We start from the raw sequence: 21,750 nt of genomic DNA, 5'->3' as shown, positions 1-21,750 counted from the left end.
GCGCACGCCTCAGCCCTGACCAGGCGTCAGGAAGGACCGGTCGCTATGGCCGGTCACGAATTTGACGATGTTGCGCACATATTCGCTGTCGGTTTCCTCGCCCAGACGGCGGGCGCGGTCCTGAAACGCGCCTTCGCCCTGTGCGAGCATCTGAAATGCGGCCCTGAGGGCCGTGATATCGCTGCGCGCCACACCGCGCCGCTTGAGCCCGACAAGGTTCAGCCCGTCCAGTTCACCGCGCGGGGCCTGTACCAGACCGTAGGGGATGACATCGTTCGTCACCATCGTAACCGCGCCGATGATCGCGCCCTGTCCGATACGCACGAACTGGTGCACGCCCGACAAACCGCCCACCAGCACGTCATCCTCGATGATGCAGTGCCCGGCGATAGCGGCATTGTTCACGATGATCACCCGGTCGCCGAGGATTGCGTCATGCGCCACGTGGCACCCTGCCATCAGCAGGCAATCGGCGCCGATCCGGGTCAGGCTGCCGCCGCCCGCGGTGCCGGTGTTGATCGTGACATGCTCGCGGATACGAGTACGCGGGCCGATTTCCAGCCGGGTCTTTTCGCCCTTGAATTTCTGATCCTGCGGAATCTCTCCGACGCAGGCGAAAGAGAAGATGCTGCAGTCATTGGCGACGGTCGTATCGCCGGTGATCACGACATGGGATTTGACGACGCAATTGTCGCCCAGAACCACCTCGGGGCCGATCAGGCAGAATGGGCCAATGATACAACCCGCACCAATCTGCGCACCGGGTTCGATGACCGCGCTGGGATGTACTTGGGGTTCGGCATCGCTGCGCATCGATGTCATGCTCCGGCGAGGTCCATCATCGCAGTGAACTGCACTTCGCAGGCCAGCTCTCCTTCGACTTGGGCCACGCCGCCGAATTTCCAGACTTTCGCACCGGGTTTGCCACGCAGAGTGGTCAGTTTCATTTCCAGAATGTCGCCCGGCACCACCATGCGCCGGAACTTGCACGACTCGATGGCCATGAAATAAACCAGCATGTTGCGGTCGGCCATGTCGAGCGCGGTGCCAACCATGACGGCGGCGGTCTGTGCCATTGCCTCGATGATGGTCACGCCCGGCATGATCGGTTTGCCCGGGAAATGGCCCTGAAAATGCGGCTCGTTCATCGTGACGTTCTTGATCCCCACCGCCGATGAATACCCGTCGATATCGCGCACCTTGTCGACCAGAAGGAAAGGATAGCGATGCGGGATGATGCGCTGGATCAGGTGAATATCGGCGCTTCTGAGCGGCTCGGTCATGTGGGTCCTTTCGCGCGGGCTTTTGCCCTATGTCCCTGAAGCGTTTCTACTTAAACCTGAGGCAGGGTTAAGTGGAAACGCCGTGCACAAATCAATGTTGTGGGCGTCTCGGGACAAACTCGTGATTCAAGTTTATCCCGAAACGCTTTAGCAATTCGGCGGCCTGTGGGCAAGCAGCGTCGGCCTGGGGCGGCCATGATGACCGGTTACCGCGCAACCCCTTGGCGTTTGCACCTTTCCAGAATCAGGGAAAATGCAAAAGCTCTAGTCTTGCGCCGCACCGGGGTCTGGCGTTTCAGGCTGTTCTGCGTCGGGTGAGACTTGCGGGGCATCCTTCGGAGCCTTTTCGGGTGCATCCGGTTCTGGCGTTGGGGCCTCGCCGATGAGGCCCGTACCGTCACCGATTGCCTCGTCGACGCCGGCAATCGCCAGATCTGTGATGTCGATCACGTCGGCGCGCAGCAGGACCTGCCGGTGGTCAAGAATGACCATGCCCCCGGCATCGCGCATGATCTGCACCAGAACCGGCTCGGCCAACCGCATCAGTTGCACAGGTGCAACCTCGCGCCGTCGTTCCAGATCAAGCGCCTCGCGCTCGTTATCCTGCCGGATGCCGCGCACCTTGGCATCGAACGCATCGGCCAGATCGCGAAACTCGGCGGGGGTAACGGTTGGGCGCTTCTTGGTCAGGGCCAGTTCTTCGGCACGCAATTCCGCCTCGATCCGGCGGTTGTTGGCGATCAGACGCTCGCGCTCTGCGTGATAGTCGCGCGTCATGCGCTGCCCGGCTTGCGTGCCGTTAAAAAGAGCCTCGATATCAAGAACGAGAATCTGGCTTTGAACAGTGCCGAGATCCTGCGCCTGCCCCGCAGTCGGCAGTCCGCCGCAGATCAATGCGGCGGCCAACACCAGCCCATGCCAGACCGAACGGCCCCGCATGATCAGAATTCCGATTGAATCGTCAGATCGAACTGCTGTTCCTTGTCGAACGTTTCTTTCTGCAGCGCATGGCTGAAGTTGAACCGCAGCGGCCCGAAGGGCGATTGCCAGATCAATGCAACCCCGACAACGTGACGCGGCTTGAACCCGTTCGAGGAGACCGCAGCCCCGCCCGCAGAGGCGTCCACGTCCCAGATCGCGCCCATATCGTAGAACGCACCGGCAGAGATGCCGTATTCGTCAGGCAGGCCCAGCGGGAACTCGGCGTCCAGTTTCAGCGACGCATAGAAGTTGCCGCCCAATTGCTCGCCGCTCTGAACCGGGCCGATGCCATTGGGTTCGAAACCGCGCATGATCTGACCCGCGTAGCGATCGACCGCGCGGCTGTTCTGGCTGCCATAGAAGTGCAATGCGCCACCTTCCAGCGTTGCGCGCAACGTTACTTCTTCGTTCAGCACCTTGGTCTGTGCGATGGCGCGGACCGAACTCTTGATATATTCGGAATCGCCGCCCAGCCCGTAGAAATCCTGACCAAAGGACAGCAGCACGCCGGCATTCGGGTTCAGGCCGGTCCGGCGCGTATCGTAGGTGTAGTTATAGCCGATGCCACTGGAATAAAGACCGCCGACCGTTGACTCGGCGGCAAGGATCGCGCTCGCGCCTGTATAGTTGTCCATGTCCTTGTAGGCAGCGCTATACGAGAGGCTCAGCCGCCCGTTCTCACTGACCGGGAAGGTCAGGCTGGGACGGAATGTTCCGGTCACCGTGTCATAGAGGGCAAAATCATCGTCGGTTTCCAGCAGGCTGAAGCTGAGCCCGAAGGCTACGTCCCGCCCGAGGAATGCCGGTTCGACGAAGTCGATATTGTAGTTGATGTTGTCTGCCGCCGCAGCAATCGAAGCCGTCAGACGCTGACCACGCCCGAGGAAGTTACGCTCGGAAAAGCCGACCTGCACACCCAGACCGCCGCTGGTGGAATAGGACGCGCCAAACGACAGCGTACCGGTCGATTTCTCTTCGACATCAACATCCACCACGACCTGATCGGGGCGCGAGCCTTCGCGGGCATCCACCTCGGCATTGGCAAAAAAGTCCAACGCACGGATACGCTCTGCCGCTTCGCGGATGGCGCGCGGGTTGAACGGGTCACCCTCAACGGTGTCAAACTGACGACGGATCACACGGTCGAGCGTGGTGGTGTTACCTTCGATGTCGATACGTTCGACAAAAACGCGCGGGCCGCGCAGGATCACGAATTCCACATCCAGTGTCAGATCGCGGTCGTTGCGGGTGATCCGCGGCTCGACCCGCAGGAAATCATGGCCCTGCCGGATGCCCAGACGTTCCATCCGCGCGATGGAGTTTTCCACGATCGAAGGGGAATAGATGACGCCGGGGCGCACTTTCAGCGCGGCCTGGTAATCCTCGGCTTCTACACCGGTCATCTCGCTGACCGTGGTGATCTGGCCAAAGCGGAATTGCTGCCCTTCCTGAACATTGAAGGTCACGAAATAGGTATCGCGTTCGCGCGCCAGTTCGGCATTCACGCCGGTCACACGGAAATCGACATAACCACGCGCGGCGTAGAAATCGGCCAGCACCTGCTTGTCGAATTCGATCCGGTCCTCGACGAAGGTATCGCGGTTGACCAGCGCACGGAAAATGCCGGTCTGCTTGGATTGCAGAACGCGACGCAGGCGACGGTCCGAGTAAGCGCGGTTGCCGACGATGCTTATCCGCTGCACCTCGATCTTGCGGCCCTCGAAAATCTCGAACACCAGATCGACACGGTTATCGCTGCGCCGGATCACGCGCGGGGTGACACGGGCGGCACTGCGTCCGGTCTGGGCATAGGCATCAATGATGTTGGCAGCGTCGCGTTCGGCCTTGGCGGGGTTGAACACCTGCCGCGGCGCGCTTTCGACCATTCCGACGAGGTCCTCGTCCTTGATCCGCTTGTTGCCCTCGAAATTGATCTTGGAAATTGTCGGGTATTCCTTGACCCGGATTTCCAGCGTGCTGCCGCGCGGATTGATCGCCACCTCTTCAAAAAGGCCGCTCGCCAAAATGCGCTGATAGGCATCGTTCAGTTCAGCGGCGCTGATGCTCTGGCCGCGAGCGATTCCCGCATAAGTCAGGATAGTGCCCGCCTCGATCCGCTGATTACCCTCGATCGCAACCGAGCTGAAGCGATAGTTTTGCGCGCTGGCACCCGAAGGCAAAAGCGAAAAGCAAAGAGAAAATAGAGAGATAAGTACCAGGGAGGACAGTGTCTGCCTCATGGTCGAAATTGCCATTCGCCCAAGGCGCAGGTCACACTTATAATTCATTGCTCAAACCCAGTCTGCCATCCCAGTTGAAATGTCAGTAACGGGTCTGTCAGGCCTTGTCAAAACGCCAATGGCACGCTGTTCGCGCCTGTTGTCGCAAGGGCGCAGTGACACGCCCGGCCCGTCAGAGCGAGGCGATGTAGGACGCGCCGAAAAGCGCGACGCCGATCGCCCCGAGATAGAGCATCCGGTCCCTGTTCAGATCGACAAGAAGGCTAAGGCCGCGGTATCCGCCAATGAGCGTTTGCATTTGATATCCTCTCACGAATCGAACGTTGATAGAGAATATTGGCATCCGAATATGGCGCGGAACGGCGCATAAATGTGGCCGAAATATGGCGGATTCTCGGGGCTGCAATAATCATTGCAACCCCGCCCCGTTCAGTAACTGCCCGTCAGGGACAAAACAGATCCTGTGTCAGAGCAAAGAACATCAACCCCAGAACCAGCGTCAGCCCGGCGGTCATCAGGATCCGCAGCGCACGGTCGCTGGGCGGTCGGCCGGTCACCGCCTCGTAGGCGTAGAATACCAGATGCCCACCATCGAGCACCGGGATCGGAAAAAGGTTGAGCAGGCCGACAGCAGTCGACAGAACCGCAATGAACCAGATGAAGCTCTCGACCCCTTGGCTGGCCATCGCACCCGAGACCTGGGCGATCCCGATGGGACCGGACATGTTACAGCTGCTGATTGCGCCGGTAATCATGTGATACAGGCCCGACAGCGATCCTTCGATGATCCTCCCGGTTTGCACGACACCGCCCGTGACCGCCTCGAACGGGCCCAGCCGCTCGGTTCCCGGCTCGAACGCCCAGCCGCCTGCGATTCCGATCCGCCACTGTGTCGCGAAGCCGCCCTCATCCTGCTGTTCGTCGGTCGCACGCGGCTTGAGCGCGAATTCCAGCATTTCACCGTCGCGCCACACATCCAGCCGCAACACCCGTCCGTTCGAGCTTTCGACAATTTCCTTCAATTGCTCAAAGGTGGCGATGGGGCGGTCGTCAATGGCCGTGATCACGTCGCCCGGCTTCATGTCGATGGAATAGGCCGCCGATTGCGGCGCCAAGCGGCTCACGATGGGCGGCAGCGGATGCGGGCCGATCGCTGTCTGCTCGACCCCGTCGCGCAGGATGCGGTATTCGACCAGCGGTGCATCCGGCAGGCTTTTGCTGAACGCCTCGTAGCTATCGGGCTCATCGGCGGTCGGCAGCGGCACGCCGCCCGCCGCAAGCAACTGGTCACCCGGTTGCAGGGTCACGCCTTCGACCGGCATGGGTTTCAGCGCGCCGATGCTGATCGGGTCGGTGGGTTTGCCCTGCGTCATCATGATCGCCGCAAAGACGAGGATCGACAGAACGAAGTTGAATACAGGCCCGGCCGCCACTGTCGCCGTGCGCGCCCAGAGCGGTGCGCCGTGCATCGTCTGACGCAGCCGCACCGGATCGACCTCGGCCATTTCCATGACTGCTTCATCCTTGCCGCTGGCAGCATTGGCGTCGCCCAGAAACTTGACATAGCCGCCGAACGGCAATGCGGCCAGTTGCCAGCGCGTGCCGTGCCGGTCCACCCGCGACCACAGCACCGGGCCAAACCCGAGACTGAACACCTCGGCCTTGATCCCCGACCAGCGGGCTACGATGTAATGGCCGTATTCATGAATCGCGACGATCACCGACAGGGCGACAACAAAAGCCACAAGCGTCATGAAAACACCGCCAAACTGCGGTAAAATCGTGGAAATATCCAAAACCCCGTCCTAACCGGCCCTGCGGCCTACCTGCATATCCATGTGTTGCCGTGTAACGTGGTCCACGGACTGTACTCTTTCAAGCGTGATTTCCGACACGGCAAGCTCCGGATGCCCCGCCAGCCCGTCCAGCGCGGATTGCACGAGGTCCGCCATCGCCATGAAACCGATATGCCCCGCGATGAAGTGGTCGAGCGCGCGCTCCTTGGCGGCATTGAATACCGCGCCGGTCAACCCGCCAACTGCCATAACCTGCCACGCCAGCCCAAGCGCGGGATAGCGCGCCGGATCGGGGGCGGCAAAATCCAACCGGCCGATTGTTGCCAGATCGAGCGCCTCAACGGGCAGGTCGCGCCGCGTGGGCCAGTTAAGCGCATAGCCGATCGCGTGGCGCATATCGGGCGGACCAACATGCGCCATCAGCCCGCCGTCACAGAATCCGATCAGCGCATGGATGATGGATTGCGGGTGGATAACCACTTCGATCTGCTCTGGCCGAAAACCGAAAAACTCTTTTGCTTCGATGACTTCCAGCGCCTTGTTGAACATGGAGGCGCTGTCGATGGTGATCCGCTGGCCCATCGCCCAATTGGGATGGGACGATGCCTGCGCCACGGTCGCCGCGCGCATCCGCTTCAGCGGCCAGTCGCGGAACGCGCCGCCGCTGGCAGTGATGATCACCCGGCGCGCGGTCGCGATATCTTCGCCGGTCAGGGCCTGAAATATCGCCGAATGTTCGCTGTCTACCGGCAGGATGCGCGCGCCCGTGGCCTGCGCGCAGGCCATCAACAACGGGCCGGCCGTGACCAGCGATTCCTTGTTTGCCAGCGCCAGCGTGCCGCCGTTTTCCAATGCCGCCAGTCCGGGTGCCAAACCCGCCACCCCGACTATGGCGGACATGGTCCAGTCTGCCGGGCGCTGTGCCGCCTCGATCAACGCAGCGGCCCCTGCCGCCACCTCCACGCCGCTGCCCGCGAGCGCCGCGCGCAGGGGAACCAGCAGATCGTCATGGGCGGTCACCGCCAGTTCCGCGCCAAACGCCCGCGCATCCGCCGCCAGTTGCGCAATATTGCGCCCGCCGGTAAGCGCCACCACCTGGTAAGAGCCCTTCGGCGCCCGGCGGATCAGATCAAGCGTGTTCTGCCCGATGGAGCCCGTCGCCCCGAGGATCGTTACGCGCCTCATGTCAGCCCCGGCATCAGGCCCAAGCCCCACAGCAGGCTGGCCGCCAGTGCCGCGCCGAGCATCGCATCGAACCTGTCCAGAACGCCGCCGTGACCGGGGATGAGGTTCGAACTGTCCTTGACGCCGGTGTGCCGCTTGATGGCGCTTTCGGCGATGTCGCCCATCTGCCCGGTGAAGGCGACCAGTACCGAGATCGGTGCCAGCATCGGCCCTGCCCCGGTCACGAATCCGAAAATAACGCCGATCACCGCTGCAGCCACCCAACCGCCGATCGTGCCAGACCATGTCTTTTTGGGGCTGATGCGCGGCCAGAACTTGCGCCCGCCCAATGTCTTGCCAACAAAATACCCGGCCACGTCCGAGGCGATGACGACGCAGATGACCCAAAGTATCCACGGCAACCCGGCCACCTCGCGCAGCATCACCATCGCATGACAGGCCAGCAGGATCGCGGCGGTGAATCCGACATAGCGCCAACGCTCATGCCGCAACTGCCCCATCCCGACAAGGGCCGCGCCGATGAGTAACGGCAGCACCAGCAGCCCCGGCAGCAACCAGGCCAGCACCAGCGCACCACCGGACAACAGCGCCAGTTGCACCGGCAGGCCGCGCGCGGCGGGTGCCAACATGCGCACCAGTTCCCACACCATCAGGCTGCCAGTGATCCAGACGCCAATGGCAAAGACATAGCCACCCGCCCACAGCCCCAGCGCGGCAAGAACCAGCATCACCACTGCCGAGAACACCCGCGGTCCCAGATCGCTCCAGCGCGCAGATGTGCTCATGCCGGCACGCTCACAGGTTCACGGCACCGAAACGGCGCTCGCGTTTGCCATAGCTGCCGACCAGCCCGGTGAATACGTCACGCGTGAAATCGGGCCAGAGCGTGTCGATGAATTCATACTCGGCATAGGCCGATTGCCACAGCAGGAAGTTCGAAATCCGGGCCTCACCACTGGTGCGGATCACCAGATCGGGATCGGGCAGAACATGGGTGTCGAGATACCGCGTCAGCGTGGTTTCGGTAACATCCTCCGGAAACAGCTGACCAGAGGCCACATCCTCGGCCAGCCGCTTGATCGCGCGGCTCACCTCGTCGCGGCTGCCGTAATTGATCGCGATGGTCAGATGCACCCGGTCATTATGCGCGGTCATCTGCTCCAGTTCGTCCATCAACGAAGTCAGCTTGTCATCCAACCGCACCCGGTCACCGATGAATCGCACGCGCACGCCTTCATCGCACAGCGCGCGCGCCTCCTTGGTGATGTAGCGGCGAAAGAGGCTCATCAGCCCGGCGACTTCGGTCTGGGTGCGCTTCCAGTTTTCCGTGGAAAAAGCAAATACTGTCAGGTACTTGACGCCCAGATCGGGGCACGCCTCGACGATCTCGCGCACGCGTTTCGCCCCGGCATGGTGACCGAACAGCCGCGGACGACCTCGCGATTGCGCCCAGCGACCATTGCCATCCATGATGACAGCCACATGTTTCGGCCCTCTTGGCCTTGTCTGCTCTTTTTCCTGGGCACCATCGGGCATCAAACTTGCATGATCTCCGCCTGCTTCGTCTCCAGCTGCTTGTCCACCTGAACAATCAGCCTGTCGGTCAGCTCCTGCACTTCGGTCTCCCAGAACTTCTGGTCATCCTCTGACATGCCGTCGGCCTTGGCCTTCTTGATCTGGTCCATCCCGTCGCGGCGAATGTTGCGGATCGCGACGCGGGCATGCTCGGCATATTGCGAGGCGACCTTGGTCAGCTCACGCCGGCGTTCCTCGTTCAACTCGGGAATGGGCAGCATGATGATCGTGCCGTTCATCTGCGGATTGATGCCCAGACCGCTCTCGCGGATCGCTTTCTCGACCTTGTTCACCAACCCCTTGTCCCAGACATTGATCGTGACCATCCGCGGCTCGGGTACGTTGACTGTGCCGACCTGGTTGATCGGAGTTTTCACGCCATAGGCGTCCACCATCACCGGCTCCAGTATCGAAGCCGAGGCCCGGCCCGTGCGGAGCGAGGCAAACTCGGTCCGGAGCGATGCGATCGCGCCCTCCATCCGGCGCTCCAGATCAGCGGTATCAATTTCGAAGTCGTCGGCCATATTATTCTTCCTCTTGGAGGTCGCGCGCGTCTGCGCCCGACCTTAACGTTAGCTGTGCACGGTTGTATAGGTGCCTTCCCCGGCCAGAATGCCCTTGAAGCCGCCCGGCTCGTCGAGGCTGAAAACGATGATCGGCAGGTTGTTGTCGCGCGCCAGAGCAATGGCGCTGGCATCCATCACCTTCAAGTGCTTGGCCAGCACGTCGTCATAGGTAATCCGCTCAAAGCGTACCGCATCGTCATTGGTCATCGGATCCTTGTCATAGACGCCGTCAACCTTGGTGCCCTTCAGGATCGCCTGGCAGGCCATTTCATTGGCGCGCAGCGTGGCGGCCGTGTCGGTGGTGAAATACGGGTTGCCAGTGCCTGCGGCAAAGATGCAGACGCGTTTTTTCTCAAGGTGGCGCACCGCGCGGCGGCGGATATAGGGCTCGGCCACCTCATCCATGCGGATTGCCGAAATGACCCGGCAGAAGACGCCCATCTTTTCCAGCGAACTCTGCATTGCCAGCGCATTCATCACGGTGGCCAGCATGCCCATGTAATCAGCTGTTGTACGCTCCATCCCCTGCGCGCTGCCCTGCAATCCGCGAAAGATGTTTCCGCCGCCGATGACCATGCAGATCTCGACGCCCATATCGTGAACGCTTTTCACTTCGCGGGCGATCCGCTCTACCGTCGGTGGATGCAGGCCATAGCCCGCGTCCCCCATCAGCGCCTCCCCCGAAATCTTCAGCATCACGCGTTTGAAAGTGGTTCTGGGGGTATCGCCATCGGTCATGTGTCGCGCTCCAGTTGGGGTCCCGTGTCGTCGCGCGCAAAATGTCCCAAACACCGGCCAAGTTCAATGCAATAAACCCGCCTCTCGTGGAAACCACGGCCGCCACTCGCATCGGCGCGCATGATGGAGTAATCGAAGCCCATGAAATGGTCACGCGACATATCCCCCGAGCAGCCAGTGCTGATCGCCGGGCCGACCGCCTCGGGCAAATCGGCGCTGGCGCTGGAGATCGCCGAGCGTCAGGGCGGCGTGATCGTCAATGCCGACGCGCTGCAGGTCTTTGACAACTGGCGCATCCTGTCTGCCCGGCCCTCGCCTGCGGAAGAGGCGCGCGCGCCGCACCAGCTCTATGGTCATATCCCGCATGACGCCGCGTATTCCGTCGGACACTGGTTGCGCGAGGTTGCGCCATTACTGCGCGGGCCGGAGCGTGTGATCATCGTGGGGGGCACCGGGCTCTATTTTACTGCGCTCACCGAAGGACTGGCAGATATCCCGCCCACACCTGCGCCGCTGCGCGCCGAGGCGGACGCGCTGCGCAGGCAAGGCGATCTGGACCGGATGATCGGCACACTTGATGATGCGACAAGGGCGCGAATCGACATTGCCAACCCGATGCGCGTGCAGCGCGCCTGGGAAGTGCAGCAGGCCACCGGGCGCGGGCTGGCCGCGTGGCAGGACGCAACGCCGCCGCCCCTGTTGCCGCTGGGCAGCGCGCGGGCGATCGTGCTTGATGCACCCAAAGACTGGCTGACTCCGCGCATCGAGGCCCGGTTTACCCAGATGATCGCCAACGGGGCGCTTGACGAAGCGCGTGCCAACATGGCGCTGTGGGATCCTGCGCATCTCTCTTCCAAGGCGATTGGCGCGGCTGAACTGATGGCCCATCTGCGCGGCGAGATGACCCTGGATGAGGCCACCCGGGCAGCCGTGATCGCCACCCGCCAATTTGCCAAACGCCAGCGCACCTGGTTCCGGGCCCGCATGAAACGCTGGGATTGGTCAACCTGTGGATAAAATGTGGGTAAAACAGCAGCCAACGAAAAGATTTCCCTAATACAACCATTTCGAATGACAAGCGCCGGAAAATGTGAGATTTATTGACTAATTTCGATAAATCATCATGAGGCCCGGCAGCGGCGATGATTGACAGACCGCAGATCCTCACCCTCACACAGTGGATGCATGGCGCCGCATGGCGGCTGCAACTGCAGCATGCGCTGGATCATCACGCGTTGGTCTGGGTCACTCGTGGTCAGGCACGCGCCACGGTTGATGGCATTCGCCGGGGTGTGGGCGCCCACAATGCCCTGGCCATCCCGTCCCGGACGCTTTTTTCTTTCGAGATGGGTGTGCAGTGTTTCGGCCTTGTCTGCCTCATCCCTCCCGGTGGCCCGACCCTCATGCCCGACCGGGCACAGCATCTGCGCATTCGCGAGGTCAACGCGCAGATGGAACTGACCGCGCTGCTCGATTCGATGCAACGCGAATCGAATCAGCCGCGCGAATTCTCGGATGAGGCGCTCGAGGCGCATGCGCAACTCATGACCGTGTGGCTGCGCCGCGCCATGATCGCGCACGAATCCCCTACCCGGCCGAATGCAGCGCAGCGCTTGGTGACGGCGTACTCGGCAATGGTGGCGTGTGACTATGCAACGCCCAAGCTGATGGCCGACTATGCCCGAGATCTGGGGGTGACGCCGACCCACCTGACGCGATCGTGCCGCCAATGCTCCGGGCTGACGGCTGCCGAAATGCTGACCCAGTGCAGCCTGCACGCGGCGCGCGTCATGCTGGAAAACGGTGACGATTCGATTCGCCATGTCGCAGTGCAGTTGGGATTTCGCAGCGCGGCCTATTTCTCGCGCTTCATCCTGCATCATACAGGACATACGCCTTCGGTGCTGCGCAAGGCAGCAAAGTCCAAGAAGGCCGCGTAGGATGTTACGTGGTAAATGATAGCGCGCAGATGGCTGGGTTTGGCGTCAGCCGTTAACTAGCTGCCCCAAATTACTTTTACGTAATTCTTGGTCTCACTGTAGGGCGGCACACCACCGTATTTCTTGACCGCCGCCGGCCCTGCATTATAGGCCGCCAGCGCCAGTCGCCATGAGCCGAATTCACGATATTGCTGCGCCAGATAGCGCGCGCCACCTTCGAGGTTCTGCTTGGGATCGTGGGGATCGACCCGCAGTACCGCCGCGGTGCCCGGCATCAGTTGCGCCAGCCCGATTGCGCCCTTGTGGGATCGTGCCGTGGGCTTCCAGTTGCTCTCCTGCTGGATCAGGCGCAAAAACAAGTCTTCGGGAACATTGTGGCGCTGCGCCGCTGCCTTGGCCAAGGCCAGGTACTGACCGCGATAGCGCCCATCATAGGCTTGGCTCGAACTGCCCCACTTGGTCGGCGTGTTGATCTTCTTGGGTTGCAGGCGCACGGACGCCTTGTATTGCTTGGCCGCGCGATTGTCCAAAACGCTGGTCTGCGATTTGAACTGCTTCACGCGGTTCTTGGTCGAAAGAATATCTGCCTGGCCCGCCGAAGCAGTTGACAGGCAAACCATCAACGCGGCTGAAACGACTTTTTGCATGTTTTGATAAAGTCCCGTCCCCAAACTGCAGAGCATGATACTGATTTCGACAGCAATTTCCAGCATCAGGATCGACAATCGGCAGCATCCCGCACGATCCGGTGCATTTTACGCCAATTTTAACCTTCCCTTCATGCGCCTGCGATGATGTAAACGCGCAAACCAATCTGATGCAGACGTTCAGGGAGACAATCATGGCGGGCTCGGTAAACAAGGTAATTCTCATCGGCAATCTGGGCCGCGACCCCGAGGTGCGCACTTTCCAGAACGGCGGCAAGGTGTGCAACCTGCGCATCGCCACCTCCGAGACGTGGAAGGACAAGAACACAGGCGAGCGGCGCGAGCGGACAGAATGGCACAGCGTCGCCATCTTCAACGAGGGGCTGGTGCGCATCGCCGAGCAATACCTGCGCAAAGGGTCCAAGGTTTATATCGAGGGCCAGTTGCAGACCCGCAAATGGCAGGACCAGAGCGGCGCGGATCGCTACAGCACCGAGGTTGTGCTGCAAGGTTTCAACGGCACTCTGACCATGCTGGACGGCCGTGGCGAAGGTGGCGGCGCCGGCGGCGGTAGCCCCGACACTTATGGCGGCGGTCAAGGTGGCAGCCAGGGCGGCGACTATGGCGGCGGCAGCAGCGGCGGCCCTTCGTCGAGCCAAGGTGGCCCGGCACGTGATTTCGACGATGAGATCCCATTCTGATCGGGTTTTAACCGCTATTTAGGGAATTTCCGGCACTTGGAGGGCGATGCAAATTGCCCTGAAGCCCCTGGCTCAATCCCCCGCCTTGCCAGGCAACGCGATACAGCAGCATCCGCATTATGCGGGTGCTCTTGGCGCTGAGCTTGAAGGTGCAAGCGGCGGAATTTCGGCGCGATGCCAGTTACTTGGGACGTGCCCAATTCGTCATCCGCCGACTTGGCCCAATCCGAATCGCGTGGCTACCGCGCGACCCGGTCTTTAACAGCGCAGTGCGCCCTGGGGCTGGACCGATTCAAGCTGGGCTGCGGCGCTCGGGCCCGTCATACCGGGCCAACCATGCTTGCCGCGCGGCTCTGAGCCGTTTGTGTTCGTGACGCAGCGATCCCGCCTATTCCTCGCTTTCCCTCTGGCTTTTCTCCCGAGGCCCGTATAGGGCGCAGAAAACATCTGAGGAACGCTCTAAATGGATCTTCGCAATATCGCGATCATTGCCCACGTCGACCACGGCAAGACAACACTGGTGGACGAACTGCTGAAACAATCCGGCGCATTCCGCCAGAATCAGGCAGTGGATGAACGCGCGATGGACAGCAACGACCTTGAGCGAGAGCGTGGCATCACCATCTTTGCCAAGCCCACTTCGGTGGTCTGGAAAGGCACGCGAATCAATATCGTCGACACCCCCGGCCACGCCGATTTCGGCGGCGAGGTGGAGCGCATCCTGAGCATGGTTGACGGCGTGGTGTTGCTGGTGGATGCGGCCGAAGGCCCGATGCCACAGACCAAATTCGTGACTTCCAAGGCGCTCGCGCTTGGCCTGCGGCCCATTGTCGTGCTCAACAAGGTGGACAAGCCGGACGCTGAACCGGACCGGGCACTGAACGAATGTTTTGACCTGTTTGCCAATCTGGAAGCCGATGACGACCAGCTCGATTTTCCGCATATGTATGCCTCGGGGCGCTCCGGCTGGGCCGATCACGAGCTGAATGGCCCGCGCAAGGATCTCAGCGCGCTCTTTGACTTGGTTGTGAACCATGTCCCCGCGCCACGTCAGATCAAGCAGCAGGACGACGATTTCCGCATGCTGGCCACCACGTTGGGCGCCGATCCGTTTGTTGGCCGCCTGCTGACGGGCCGGGTCGAGAGCGGCCACATCAAGGTGGGTGCAACCGTGCAAGCGCTCAGCCGCGTCGGCCAGAAAATCGAGCAGTTCCGCGTAACCCGCATTCAGGCGTTCCGCGGCCTTGCCAGCCAGGACATCGAAGAAGCCCAGGCCGGCGATATCGTTAGCCTGGCAGGCATGTCCAAGGCCACCGTGGCCGACACGATCTGCGCGCTCGCCGTTGATACACCGCTGGCCGCGCAACCGATTGATCCGCCGACGATCACCGTCACTTTCGGGATCAATGACAGCCCCCTCGCGGGCCGCGACGGTAAGAAGGTGCAGAGCCGGGTGATCCGCGATCGCCTGATGAAAGAGGCCGAATCGAACGTTGCCATCAAGGTTACCGACACACCCGGCGGCGAGGCTTTCGAGGTCGCGGGCCGCGGCGAATTGCAGATGGGCGTGCTGATCGAGAACATGCGCCGCGAAGGCTTTGAACTGAGCATATCCCGCCCGCAGGTCGTCATGCGCGAAGGTGAGAACGGCGAGCGGCTGGAGCCGATCGAAGAAGTCACCATCGACGTGGACGACGAGTATGCCGGCGCGGTGATCGAAAAGATCACCGGCACGCGCAAGGGCGAGATGACCGAGATGAAACCGGCAGGGGCGGGCAAGACACGGATCATCGCGCATATCCCGTCGCGTGGCCTAATCGGCTATCACGGCGAGTTTCTGACCGACACGCGCGGCACCGGCGTTCTGAACCGCGTCTTTCACAGCTGGGCGCCGTACAAAGGCGCGATTCCGGGCCGTCGTGCGGGTGTTCTGATCTCGATGGAAAACGGCGAATCAGTGGCTTATGCCCTGTGGAACCTCGAAGACCGCGGCCGCATGTTCATCGGCCCGCAGGCCAAGATCTATACCGGCATGATCATCGGTGAGCATAGCCGCGAAAACGATCTCGAAGTGAACCCACTCAAGGGCAAGAAGCTGACCAACGTGCGCGCCTCGGGCACCGATGAAGCGGTTCGCCTGACCACGCCAATCGAAATGAGCCTGGAGCAGGCCATCGCCTATATCGATGACGACGAACTGGTCGAAGTGACACCGAACGCGATCCGCCTGCGCAAGCGCTACCTTGATCCGAACGAGCGCAAGAGAAAGTCGAAAACTGCCTGAGCCGGTATAGGCTGCGCCGGATATCACGCGGGGCCAACCGACTTCTAGAAAACAGAAAAGCCGCTACACTCAGGTGTGGCGGCTTTTTCATCTCCACTAGTTCGTGTTGGCAAACCGGATAGGCGCCGCGTTCAATTCCGGGATTTGATCGTTTCAGCCAGCCAAAAGGCGGGGTCAGACAACAACCGGCGCGGCGCGTTGGTGCTAAACCGCACGACGCCGCAGATCACTCAGACGTTTCGACCACCAGAAGCTCGCGTTCAGACGCGCCACGGGCATGGCTTAACGCCTCTTGATACTCGGGCGAGTGATAGCACGCTTCGGCCGCTTCAAGACTGGGAAAGCGCGCCACGACATTGCGTGGGCGGTCTTTGCCCTCCAGCTGCACGTAGCGTCCGGCGCGAGCGATGAAATGCCCGCCGTGCTTGGCAATCGCGGGGCCGGCCAGCGCGGCGTATCTGCCGTAGGCATCTTCATCAGTTACGGTCACATGGGCAATCCAGAGTGCAGGCATGGTCTATCCTTTCAGCAATGTCCTGACAGCATCGATCGCGGCATCGGCATTGGTCACATCGCGCCCGCCACCTTGGGCCATATCGGGGCGGCCACCACCGCCCTTGCCGCCCAATTCCACCACGGCGCTCTTGACCATATCCACCGCTGACACGCGGTTCGTCAGATCATTGGTCACGCCCGCAGCCACGGCAGCCTTACCGCCCGTGTCGGCGATCAGCAGGACAGCGCCGCTGCCGATTCGTGTCTTGTGCTCATCAATCAGCGCGGGCAGGTCCTTGCCCGATACACCGTTCAGCACCTGCGCCAAAAACGGAATGCCGTCGACATCCTCGACTTCTGCCGCACCGCCCTGCCCGGCCCCGCCGGCCATTGCCAGTTCGCGGCGCAACTGGGCGACCTCGTTGGTCAGAGCCTTGCGCTCGTCCATCAAGCCACGAACCCGGTCAAGCACGTCATCCGGTTGCGCCCGCAGCTCCTGCGCCAAAGACGCGACCCGGTGATCCTGTTCGCTGAGATAGCGGAACGCATCCGCGCCGGTCAGGGCCTCGATTCGCCGGACGCCAGCGCTCGACGCTGAGTCGCCCAAGGTGACAAACACGCCGATATCGCCGGTTCGCGCGACATGCGTACCGCCGCACAGCTCGATCGAATAGGTCGCGCCGTCGCTGCCCTTGCCCGATCCGGGTTGCGTGCCCATCGACACCACGCGCACCTCGTCGCCGTATTTTTCGCCAAAGAGCGCCTGCGCCCCCAGCGCGCGCGCGTCATCTGGTGTCATGATCCGCGTCTCGACGGTGTCGTTCTGCCGGATATAGGCGTTCACGTCATCTTCGACCTGTTTCAGTTCCTCCGGCGTCAGCGCCTTGGTATGGCTGAAATCGAACCGCAGCCGGTCCGCGGCATTCAGGCTGCCGCGCTGCGCGACATGGGCGCCCAGCACCTCGCGCAGCGCCTCGTGCAGAAGGTGAGTGGCCGAGTGATTGGCGCGGATCTGGCTGCGGCGGACATGGTCCACCTCAAGCTGTGCCGCATCGCCTTTGGCCAGCGTGCCCTTTGTTACCGTCCCGAAATGGATGAACACGCCCGCCACTTTGCGACAATCGGTGATATCGGCCACTGCGTTTTCGGTGCGTATGGTACCGGTATCGCCCACCTGTCCGCCGGATTCGGCATAAAACGGGGTCTGGTTAAGCACGATCTGTACCGTGTCACCGGCCTTGGCCTCGGCGATCAGCGCGCCATCTTTCACCAAGGCGCGGATCTGGCCTTCGGCCACTTCGGTGTCATAGCCCAGAAAATCGGTCACACCCTCGGTCTCTGCGATGTCGAACCAGATGTCGGCATCCGCCGCCTCGCCCGATCCCGACCAGGCCGCGCGTGCCTTGGCCTTCTGCTCGGCCATGGCCGCATCAAAGCCGTCAGTGTCGACCCCCAGCCCCTTTTCCCGCAGCGCATCCTGCGTCAGGTCCAGAGGGAAGCCGTATGTGTCGTAGAGTTTGAATGCCGTCTCGCCCGGCAATTCCCCGCCTTCGGGCAAGTCGACGATGGCATCGTCCAGCATGCTCAACCCCCGGTCGAGCGTCTGCTTGAACCGCGTTTCTTCCTGTTTCAGCGTTTCTTCGATCAAGGCCTGCGCATGTCCCAACTCGGGGAAAGCCTGCCCCATCTGTGCCACCAGCGCAGGCACCAGACGGTACATCACCGGATCCTTTGCCCCCAGCAGATGCGCGTGCCGCATCGCACGTCGCATGATCCGGCGCAGCACATATCCGCGCCCCTCGTTCGACGGCATCACGCCGTCGGCCATCAGGAACGAGGTCGAGCGCAGGTGATCCGCGATCACCCGATGATGCACATTTCCCGGCCCGTCCGGATCCTGGCTGGTGACATGCGCGCTGGCCTCGATGAGCGCGCGCATCAGGTCGGTATCGTAATTGTCGTGTTTGCCCTGCAACAGCGCGCCGATGCGTTCCAGCCCCATGCCGGTGTCGATCGACTGCATGTCCAGATCGCGCTGCGAGCCATCCTCGAACCGCTCATTCTGCATGAAAACAAGGTTCCATATCTCGATGAACCGGTCACCATCTTCCTCGGCGCTGCCCGGCGGGCCGCCCCAGATCTCCGGCCCGTGATCGTAGAAGACCTCGGTGCATGGGCCGCACGGGCCCGTGGCACCCATCGACCAGAAATTGTCGTCCGTTGCGATACGGATGATCCGGTCATCCGGGAGGCCCGCGTATTTCTTCCAGATGTCCGCGGCTTCGTCATCTGTATGGTAAACCGTGACCAGAAGCTTGGATTTATCTAGGCCGAAATCCTTGGTCAGCAGGTCCCAGGCGTAGGGAATCGCCTGTTCCTTGAAATAGTCGCCAAAACTGAAGTTACCCAGCATCTCGAAAAAGGTGTGATGCCGCGCGGTATAGCCGACATTATCCAGATCGTTATGTTTTCCGCCCGCGCGCACACATTTCTGGCTGGTCGTGGCGCGGGTGTAGTCGCGGTGTTCGACCCCGGTAAAGAGGTTCTTGAACTGCACCATGCCCGAGTTGGTAAACATCAGCGTCGGATCGTTGCGCGGCACCAAAGGAGAGCTGTCGACGATCGTATGATCGTTGCGCTCGAAAAAGTTAAGAAAGGTCGAGCGGATTTCATTCAACGTCGGCATGGGTATCTCTTTCCGGGTAGTGGGTCCCTGTGATTTATCCGCCCCTGCCCGCCCTGTCCACCGCAAGAAAATATGCCCCCCGAAACCCATGAAAAAACCCGGCCGCAAGTGCTGGCCGGGTTTCTGATCTGTCAATCGTCGTGGGCGGTCATGCCTCTAGGATGTCGCTTCCGTCATCCGTTGCTTCGGGCATATCGAATTCAAGCCCGTGCGCGGCCCTGATCTTGTCCTCGATCTGCAACGCGATCCGGCTGTTTTCCTTCAGGAACGTCTTGGCATTCTCGCGCCCCTGCCCGATCCGCTCGTCGCCATAGCTGAACCAGCTGCCGGATTTCTCCACCACGCCAGCCTTGACCCCGAGATCGAGCAACTCGCCCATCTTGCTGATGCCTTCACCATACATGATGTCGAATTCCACCTGTTTGAAGGGCGGTGCGACCTTGTTCTTAACCACTTTGACGCGGGTGGCGTTGCCGACCACCTCGTCGCGGTCCTTCAGCGCGCCGATGCGCCGGATATCCAGCCGCACCGAGCTGTAGAACTTGAGCGCGTTGCCGCCGGTCGTGGTTTCGGGGCTGCCGAACATGACGCCGATCTTCATTCGGATCTGGTTGATGAAGATCACCGTGCACTTGGTCCGGCTGATCGAGCCGGTCAATTTGCGCATTGCCTGGCTCATCAGCCGTGCATGCACACCGACGCTGCTGTCACCCATGTCGCCTTCCAGCTCGGACTTGGGCGTCAGGGCCGCAACGGAATCGACGACGATCATGCTGACCGCACCCGAGCGCACCAGCGTATCGACGATCTCCAGCGCCTGTTCGCCGGTATCTGGCTGGCTGATCAACAGCTCGTCCAGATCGACCCCCAGTTTGCGCGCGTATTGCGGATCAAGCGCGTGTTCGGCATCGACAAAGGCGCAAACGCCGCCTTTTTTCTGCTCTTCCGCCACGCAATGCAGGGTGAGCGTCGTCTTACCCGAGCTTTCGGGGCCGTAAATCTCGACAACACGACCCTTTGGCAGGCCGCCGATTCCCAGAGCGATATCCAGCCCCAGTGATCCGGTGGAGGTCGATTCGATATCCTGAATGGCGTTTTCGCCGCCCAGTTTCATGATCGAACCCTTGCCGAACTGCCGCTCGATCTGCGCTAGCGCGCTGTCGAGCGCCTTTTGCTTGTCCGCGCTTTTTTTGCTGTCCATGCTGAGTAAATCTGCCGTTGCCATTTTCATTCCTGCCCTTATCCCACACCCGCATGCGGGCGGCAATTGCTGCGTTTGTTCACATCTTGTTCCGTAGTACATGCAGACAAAACAAGAACATTTCAAGTGATTTGTTCACGACCCCACTTTTTCCCAATTGTGTTAAAGAGTAGTTTACGAGGATCACAGGAACGGGCAGAAACAGGATTATCGCACGTATGTTGGTGTTTACTAAAGAGAAATTGGTATTTCTGTCGGTCCCCAAGACCGGAACCACCGCTTGGCAGGCCGCTCTTGGCGCGCGGGCATCGATGGTTGTAAGCGATCCGCCGGAACTGAAACACGCGCCGGTTTTTCGCTACAACCGGTTCTTTCGTCCCATGCTTGAAAAATTCGTTGGTGAAGGGCTGGATGTGATCGCGGTCATGCGCGAACCGATCAGTTGGCTGGGAAGCTGGTACCGCTACCGCCAGCGCCCTTTTCTTGACGGCCACGCCAACAGTACGGCGGGGCTCAGCTTTGACGACTTCGCGACAGCCTACATGAAAGGCAAGGCGCCCAGCTTTGCCAATGTCGGCGCGCAGTCTAAATTTCTGGAACCGACACGCAACGGCACGGCCGTTACGCATCTGTTCCGTTACGAAGACCAGCCGGGTCTGATCGCCTTTCTGGCGGACCGGTTGCAATGCGAGGTCACGCTGGAGCGCCGCAACACGTCAACCGGGGGCGCGCCCGTGGCAGGCCCTCCCCAGCTTTCGCCTCAGTTGGAACGTCGATTGCGCCGCAAGTTCGCGCCGGACTTCGCGCTTTGGGAAGGGATCGGTGCCAATGGGACCTATACTCCGGTCCCGGTGCCTTCAATTTAGAGTATCCGTCTTGATCAAGCTGTTTTCGGTGTCCATTTGCGGTTTTGCTGGACGAGTGCGTTTGCCAATTCGATCATCTTTCGCATGAGCGCTGTCAGGGCGACTTTCGCAGGCTTTCCGGCTTGGATCATGGTCTGGTATTTCTGTCGCAGATCCGGGTTATAACGGGCGGCGACGAGCGCGGGCATGTACAGCGCATCGCGCAGGAATTTACGTCCGCCCTGGATGAATGCGGTGCCACGCCACTGGCCGGATTGTCGGGTCATTGGTGCCAGGCCTGCGAGACTGGCGATCTGCTTGCGTGTTAGGGTGCCGATTTCCGGACACTCGACAAGGATCGCGACCGCAGTGACCCGGCCCAGCCCCGGGATTGAGCAGAGAATGTCAAAGGCACGCGCCCGTTTCGGGCACTGGCGTGTAAGATCAAGCAGCGCCGCTTCCAGCTCAGTGAGTTGGCGCTTGATCTGCTCAAGTCGGGCCTTGGACTGGCGTTTGAGCAGGGCCAGGGACTGTGTTTTCGAACGGTTCAGCAGTCGCGTGCGCTCCTTGATCAGCGCCATGCGGGC

21 protein-coding genes are annotated in these 21,750 nt (G+C 61.2%); 5 read left to right on the top strand and 16 right to left on the bottom strand.

All coding sequences use genetic code 11. The annotated features are described in order from the left end of the window. Positions 1 to 9: 9 nt before the first annotated feature. The 11 genes from lpxA to pyrH form a co-directional block, all read right to left on the bottom strand. A complete protein-coding gene (lpxA, locus tag O3306_RS05110) occupies positions 10 to 822 on the bottom strand; it encodes an acyl-ACP--UDP-N-acetylglucosamine O-acyltransferase (RefSeq protein ID WP_442969973.1) in 813 nt (270 codons plus the stop codon). Beyond that, entirely contained in the window at positions 819 to 1,283 is a 465-nt protein-coding gene (fabZ, locus tag O3306_RS05105) for a 3-hydroxyacyl-ACP dehydratase FabZ (RefSeq protein ID WP_272004223.1), read from the bottom strand. The genes lpxA and fabZ overlap by 4 nt, the downstream gene beginning before the upstream one ends. 264 nt (positions 1,284 to 1,547) lie before the next feature. Continuing rightward, positions 1,548 to 2,222 (bottom strand): OmpH family outer membrane protein, encoded by a 675-nt coding sequence (locus O3306_RS05100; protein ID WP_272004221.1) that lies wholly within the window; start codon positions 2,220 to 2,222, stop codon positions 1,548 to 1,550. Between the two features lie 2 nt (positions 2,223 to 2,224). Continuing rightward, positions 2,225 to 4,504: an outer membrane protein assembly factor BamA gene (bamA, locus tag O3306_RS05095; RefSeq protein ID WP_272004219.1), complete on the bottom strand. Its 2,280-nt coding sequence runs from the start codon at positions 4,502 to 4,504 to the stop codon at positions 2,225 to 2,227. Positions 4,505 to 4,676: 172 nt separating this feature from the next. Beyond that, the gene (locus O3306_RS05090) at positions 4,677 to 4,802 is read right to left on the bottom strand and encodes a hypothetical protein (RefSeq protein ID WP_272004218.1); all 126 of its coding nucleotides are present in this window, start codon (positions 4,800 to 4,802) and stop codon (positions 4,677 to 4,679) included. A 145-nt stretch (positions 4,803 to 4,947) separates the two neighbouring features. Then, the gene (gene rseP / locus O3306_RS05085) at positions 4,948 to 6,300 is read right to left on the bottom strand and encodes an RIP metalloprotease RseP (RefSeq protein ID WP_272004216.1); all 1,353 of its coding nucleotides are present in this window, start codon (positions 6,298 to 6,300) and stop codon (positions 4,948 to 4,950) included. Between the two features lie 9 nt (positions 6,301 to 6,309). Then, positions 6,310 to 7,485, bottom strand: coding sequence for a 1-deoxy-D-xylulose-5-phosphate reductoisomerase (gene dxr / locus O3306_RS05080; protein WP_272004214.1), 1,176 nt, complete (start codon positions 7,483 to 7,485; stop codon positions 6,310 to 6,312). Next, entirely contained in the window at positions 7,482 to 8,270 is a 789-nt protein-coding gene (locus O3306_RS05075) for a phosphatidate cytidylyltransferase (RefSeq protein WP_272004212.1), read from the bottom strand. Before O3306_RS05075 ends, dxr begins: the two co-directional genes overlap by 4 nt. Positions 8,271 to 8,280: 10 nt before the next feature. Further along, entirely contained in the window at positions 8,281 to 9,021 is a 741-nt protein-coding gene (locus O3306_RS05070) for an isoprenyl transferase (RefSeq protein WP_272004210.1), read from the bottom strand. Further along, positions 9,021 to 9,584 (bottom strand): ribosome recycling factor, encoded by a 564-nt coding sequence (frr, locus tag O3306_RS05065; RefSeq protein ID WP_272004208.1) that lies wholly within the window; start codon positions 9,582 to 9,584, stop codon positions 9,021 to 9,023. Before frr ends, O3306_RS05070 begins: the two co-directional genes overlap by 1 nt. A gap of 48 nt (positions 9,585 to 9,632) precedes the next feature. Further along, a complete protein-coding gene (pyrH, locus tag O3306_RS05060; protein WP_272004206.1) occupies positions 9,633 to 10,364 on the bottom strand; it encodes a UMP kinase in 732 nt (243 codons plus the stop codon). Between the two features lie 141 nt (positions 10,365 to 10,505). On the opposite strand from pyrH, the gene miaA reads away from it, so the two are divergent. Continuing rightward, a complete protein-coding gene (gene miaA / locus O3306_RS05055; protein ID WP_272004204.1) occupies positions 10,506 to 11,381 on the top strand; it encodes a tRNA (adenosine(37)-N6)-dimethylallyltransferase MiaA in 876 nt (291 codons plus the stop codon). 125 nt (positions 11,382 to 11,506) lie between these two features. Then, entirely contained in the window at positions 11,507 to 12,304 is a 798-nt protein-coding gene (locus O3306_RS05050; protein WP_272004202.1) for a helix-turn-helix transcriptional regulator, read from the top strand. Between the two features lie 56 nt (positions 12,305 to 12,360). Here O3306_RS05050 and O3306_RS05045 read toward each other — a convergent pair whose 3' ends face one another. After that, positions 12,361 to 12,951, bottom strand: coding sequence for a lytic transglycosylase domain-containing protein (locus O3306_RS05045; protein ID WP_272004618.1), 591 nt, complete (start codon positions 12,949 to 12,951; stop codon positions 12,361 to 12,363). Between the two features lie 194 nt (positions 12,952 to 13,145). Here O3306_RS05045 and O3306_RS05040 point away from each other — a divergent pair, with 194 nt between their 5' ends. Together O3306_RS05040 and typA are read left to right on the top strand one after the other, a co-directional pair. Beyond that, a complete protein-coding gene (locus tag O3306_RS05040) occupies positions 13,146 to 13,652 on the top strand; it encodes a single-stranded DNA-binding protein (protein ID WP_272004200.1) in 507 nt (168 codons plus the stop codon). A gap of 463 nt (positions 13,653 to 14,115) precedes the next feature. Next, on the top strand, positions 14,116 to 15,936 hold the full coding sequence (gene typA, locus O3306_RS05035; RefSeq protein ID WP_272004198.1) for a translational GTPase TypA: 1,821 nt from the start codon (positions 14,116 to 14,118) through the stop codon (positions 15,934 to 15,936). Positions 15,937 to 16,162: 226 nt separating this feature from the next. On the opposite strand, the gene O3306_RS05030 is transcribed toward typA, so the two are convergent. The 3 genes from O3306_RS05030 to recA form a co-directional block, all read right to left on the bottom strand. Next, positions 16,163 to 16,450 (bottom strand): DUF1330 domain-containing protein, encoded by a 288-nt coding sequence (locus tag O3306_RS05030; protein ID WP_272004196.1) that lies wholly within the window; start codon positions 16,448 to 16,450, stop codon positions 16,163 to 16,165. 3 nt (positions 16,451 to 16,453) lie between these two features. Further along, positions 16,454 to 19,117, bottom strand: coding sequence for an alanine--tRNA ligase (gene alaS / locus O3306_RS05025; RefSeq protein ID WP_272004194.1), 2,664 nt, complete (start codon positions 19,115 to 19,117; stop codon positions 16,454 to 16,456). Between the two features lie 148 nt (positions 19,118 to 19,265). Next, positions 19,266 to 20,342: a recombinase RecA gene (recA, locus tag O3306_RS05020; protein WP_272004192.1), complete on the bottom strand. Its 1,077-nt coding sequence runs from the start codon at positions 20,340 to 20,342 to the stop codon at positions 19,266 to 19,268. Between the two features lie 194 nt (positions 20,343 to 20,536). On the opposite strand from recA, the gene O3306_RS05015 reads away from it, so the two are divergent. Then, the gene (locus O3306_RS05015; protein WP_272004190.1) at positions 20,537 to 21,184 is read left to right on the top strand and encodes a gamma-glutamyl kinase; all 648 of its coding nucleotides are present in this window, start codon (positions 20,537 to 20,539) and stop codon (positions 21,182 to 21,184) included. Positions 21,185 to 21,198: 14 nt separating this feature from the next. Here O3306_RS05015 and O3306_RS05010 read toward each other — a convergent pair. Next, the coding region (locus O3306_RS05010) for a transposase (protein ID WP_272004188.1) at positions 21,199 to 21,750 on the bottom strand (552 nt) is incomplete at its 5' end.

The organism is Roseovarius sp. ZX-A-9 (assembly GCF_028369135.1).
GTDB lineage: Bacteria > Pseudomonadota > Alphaproteobacteria > Rhodobacterales > Rhodobacteraceae > Roseovarius.
This window is presented reverse-complemented; position numbering and strand designations above follow the sequence as displayed.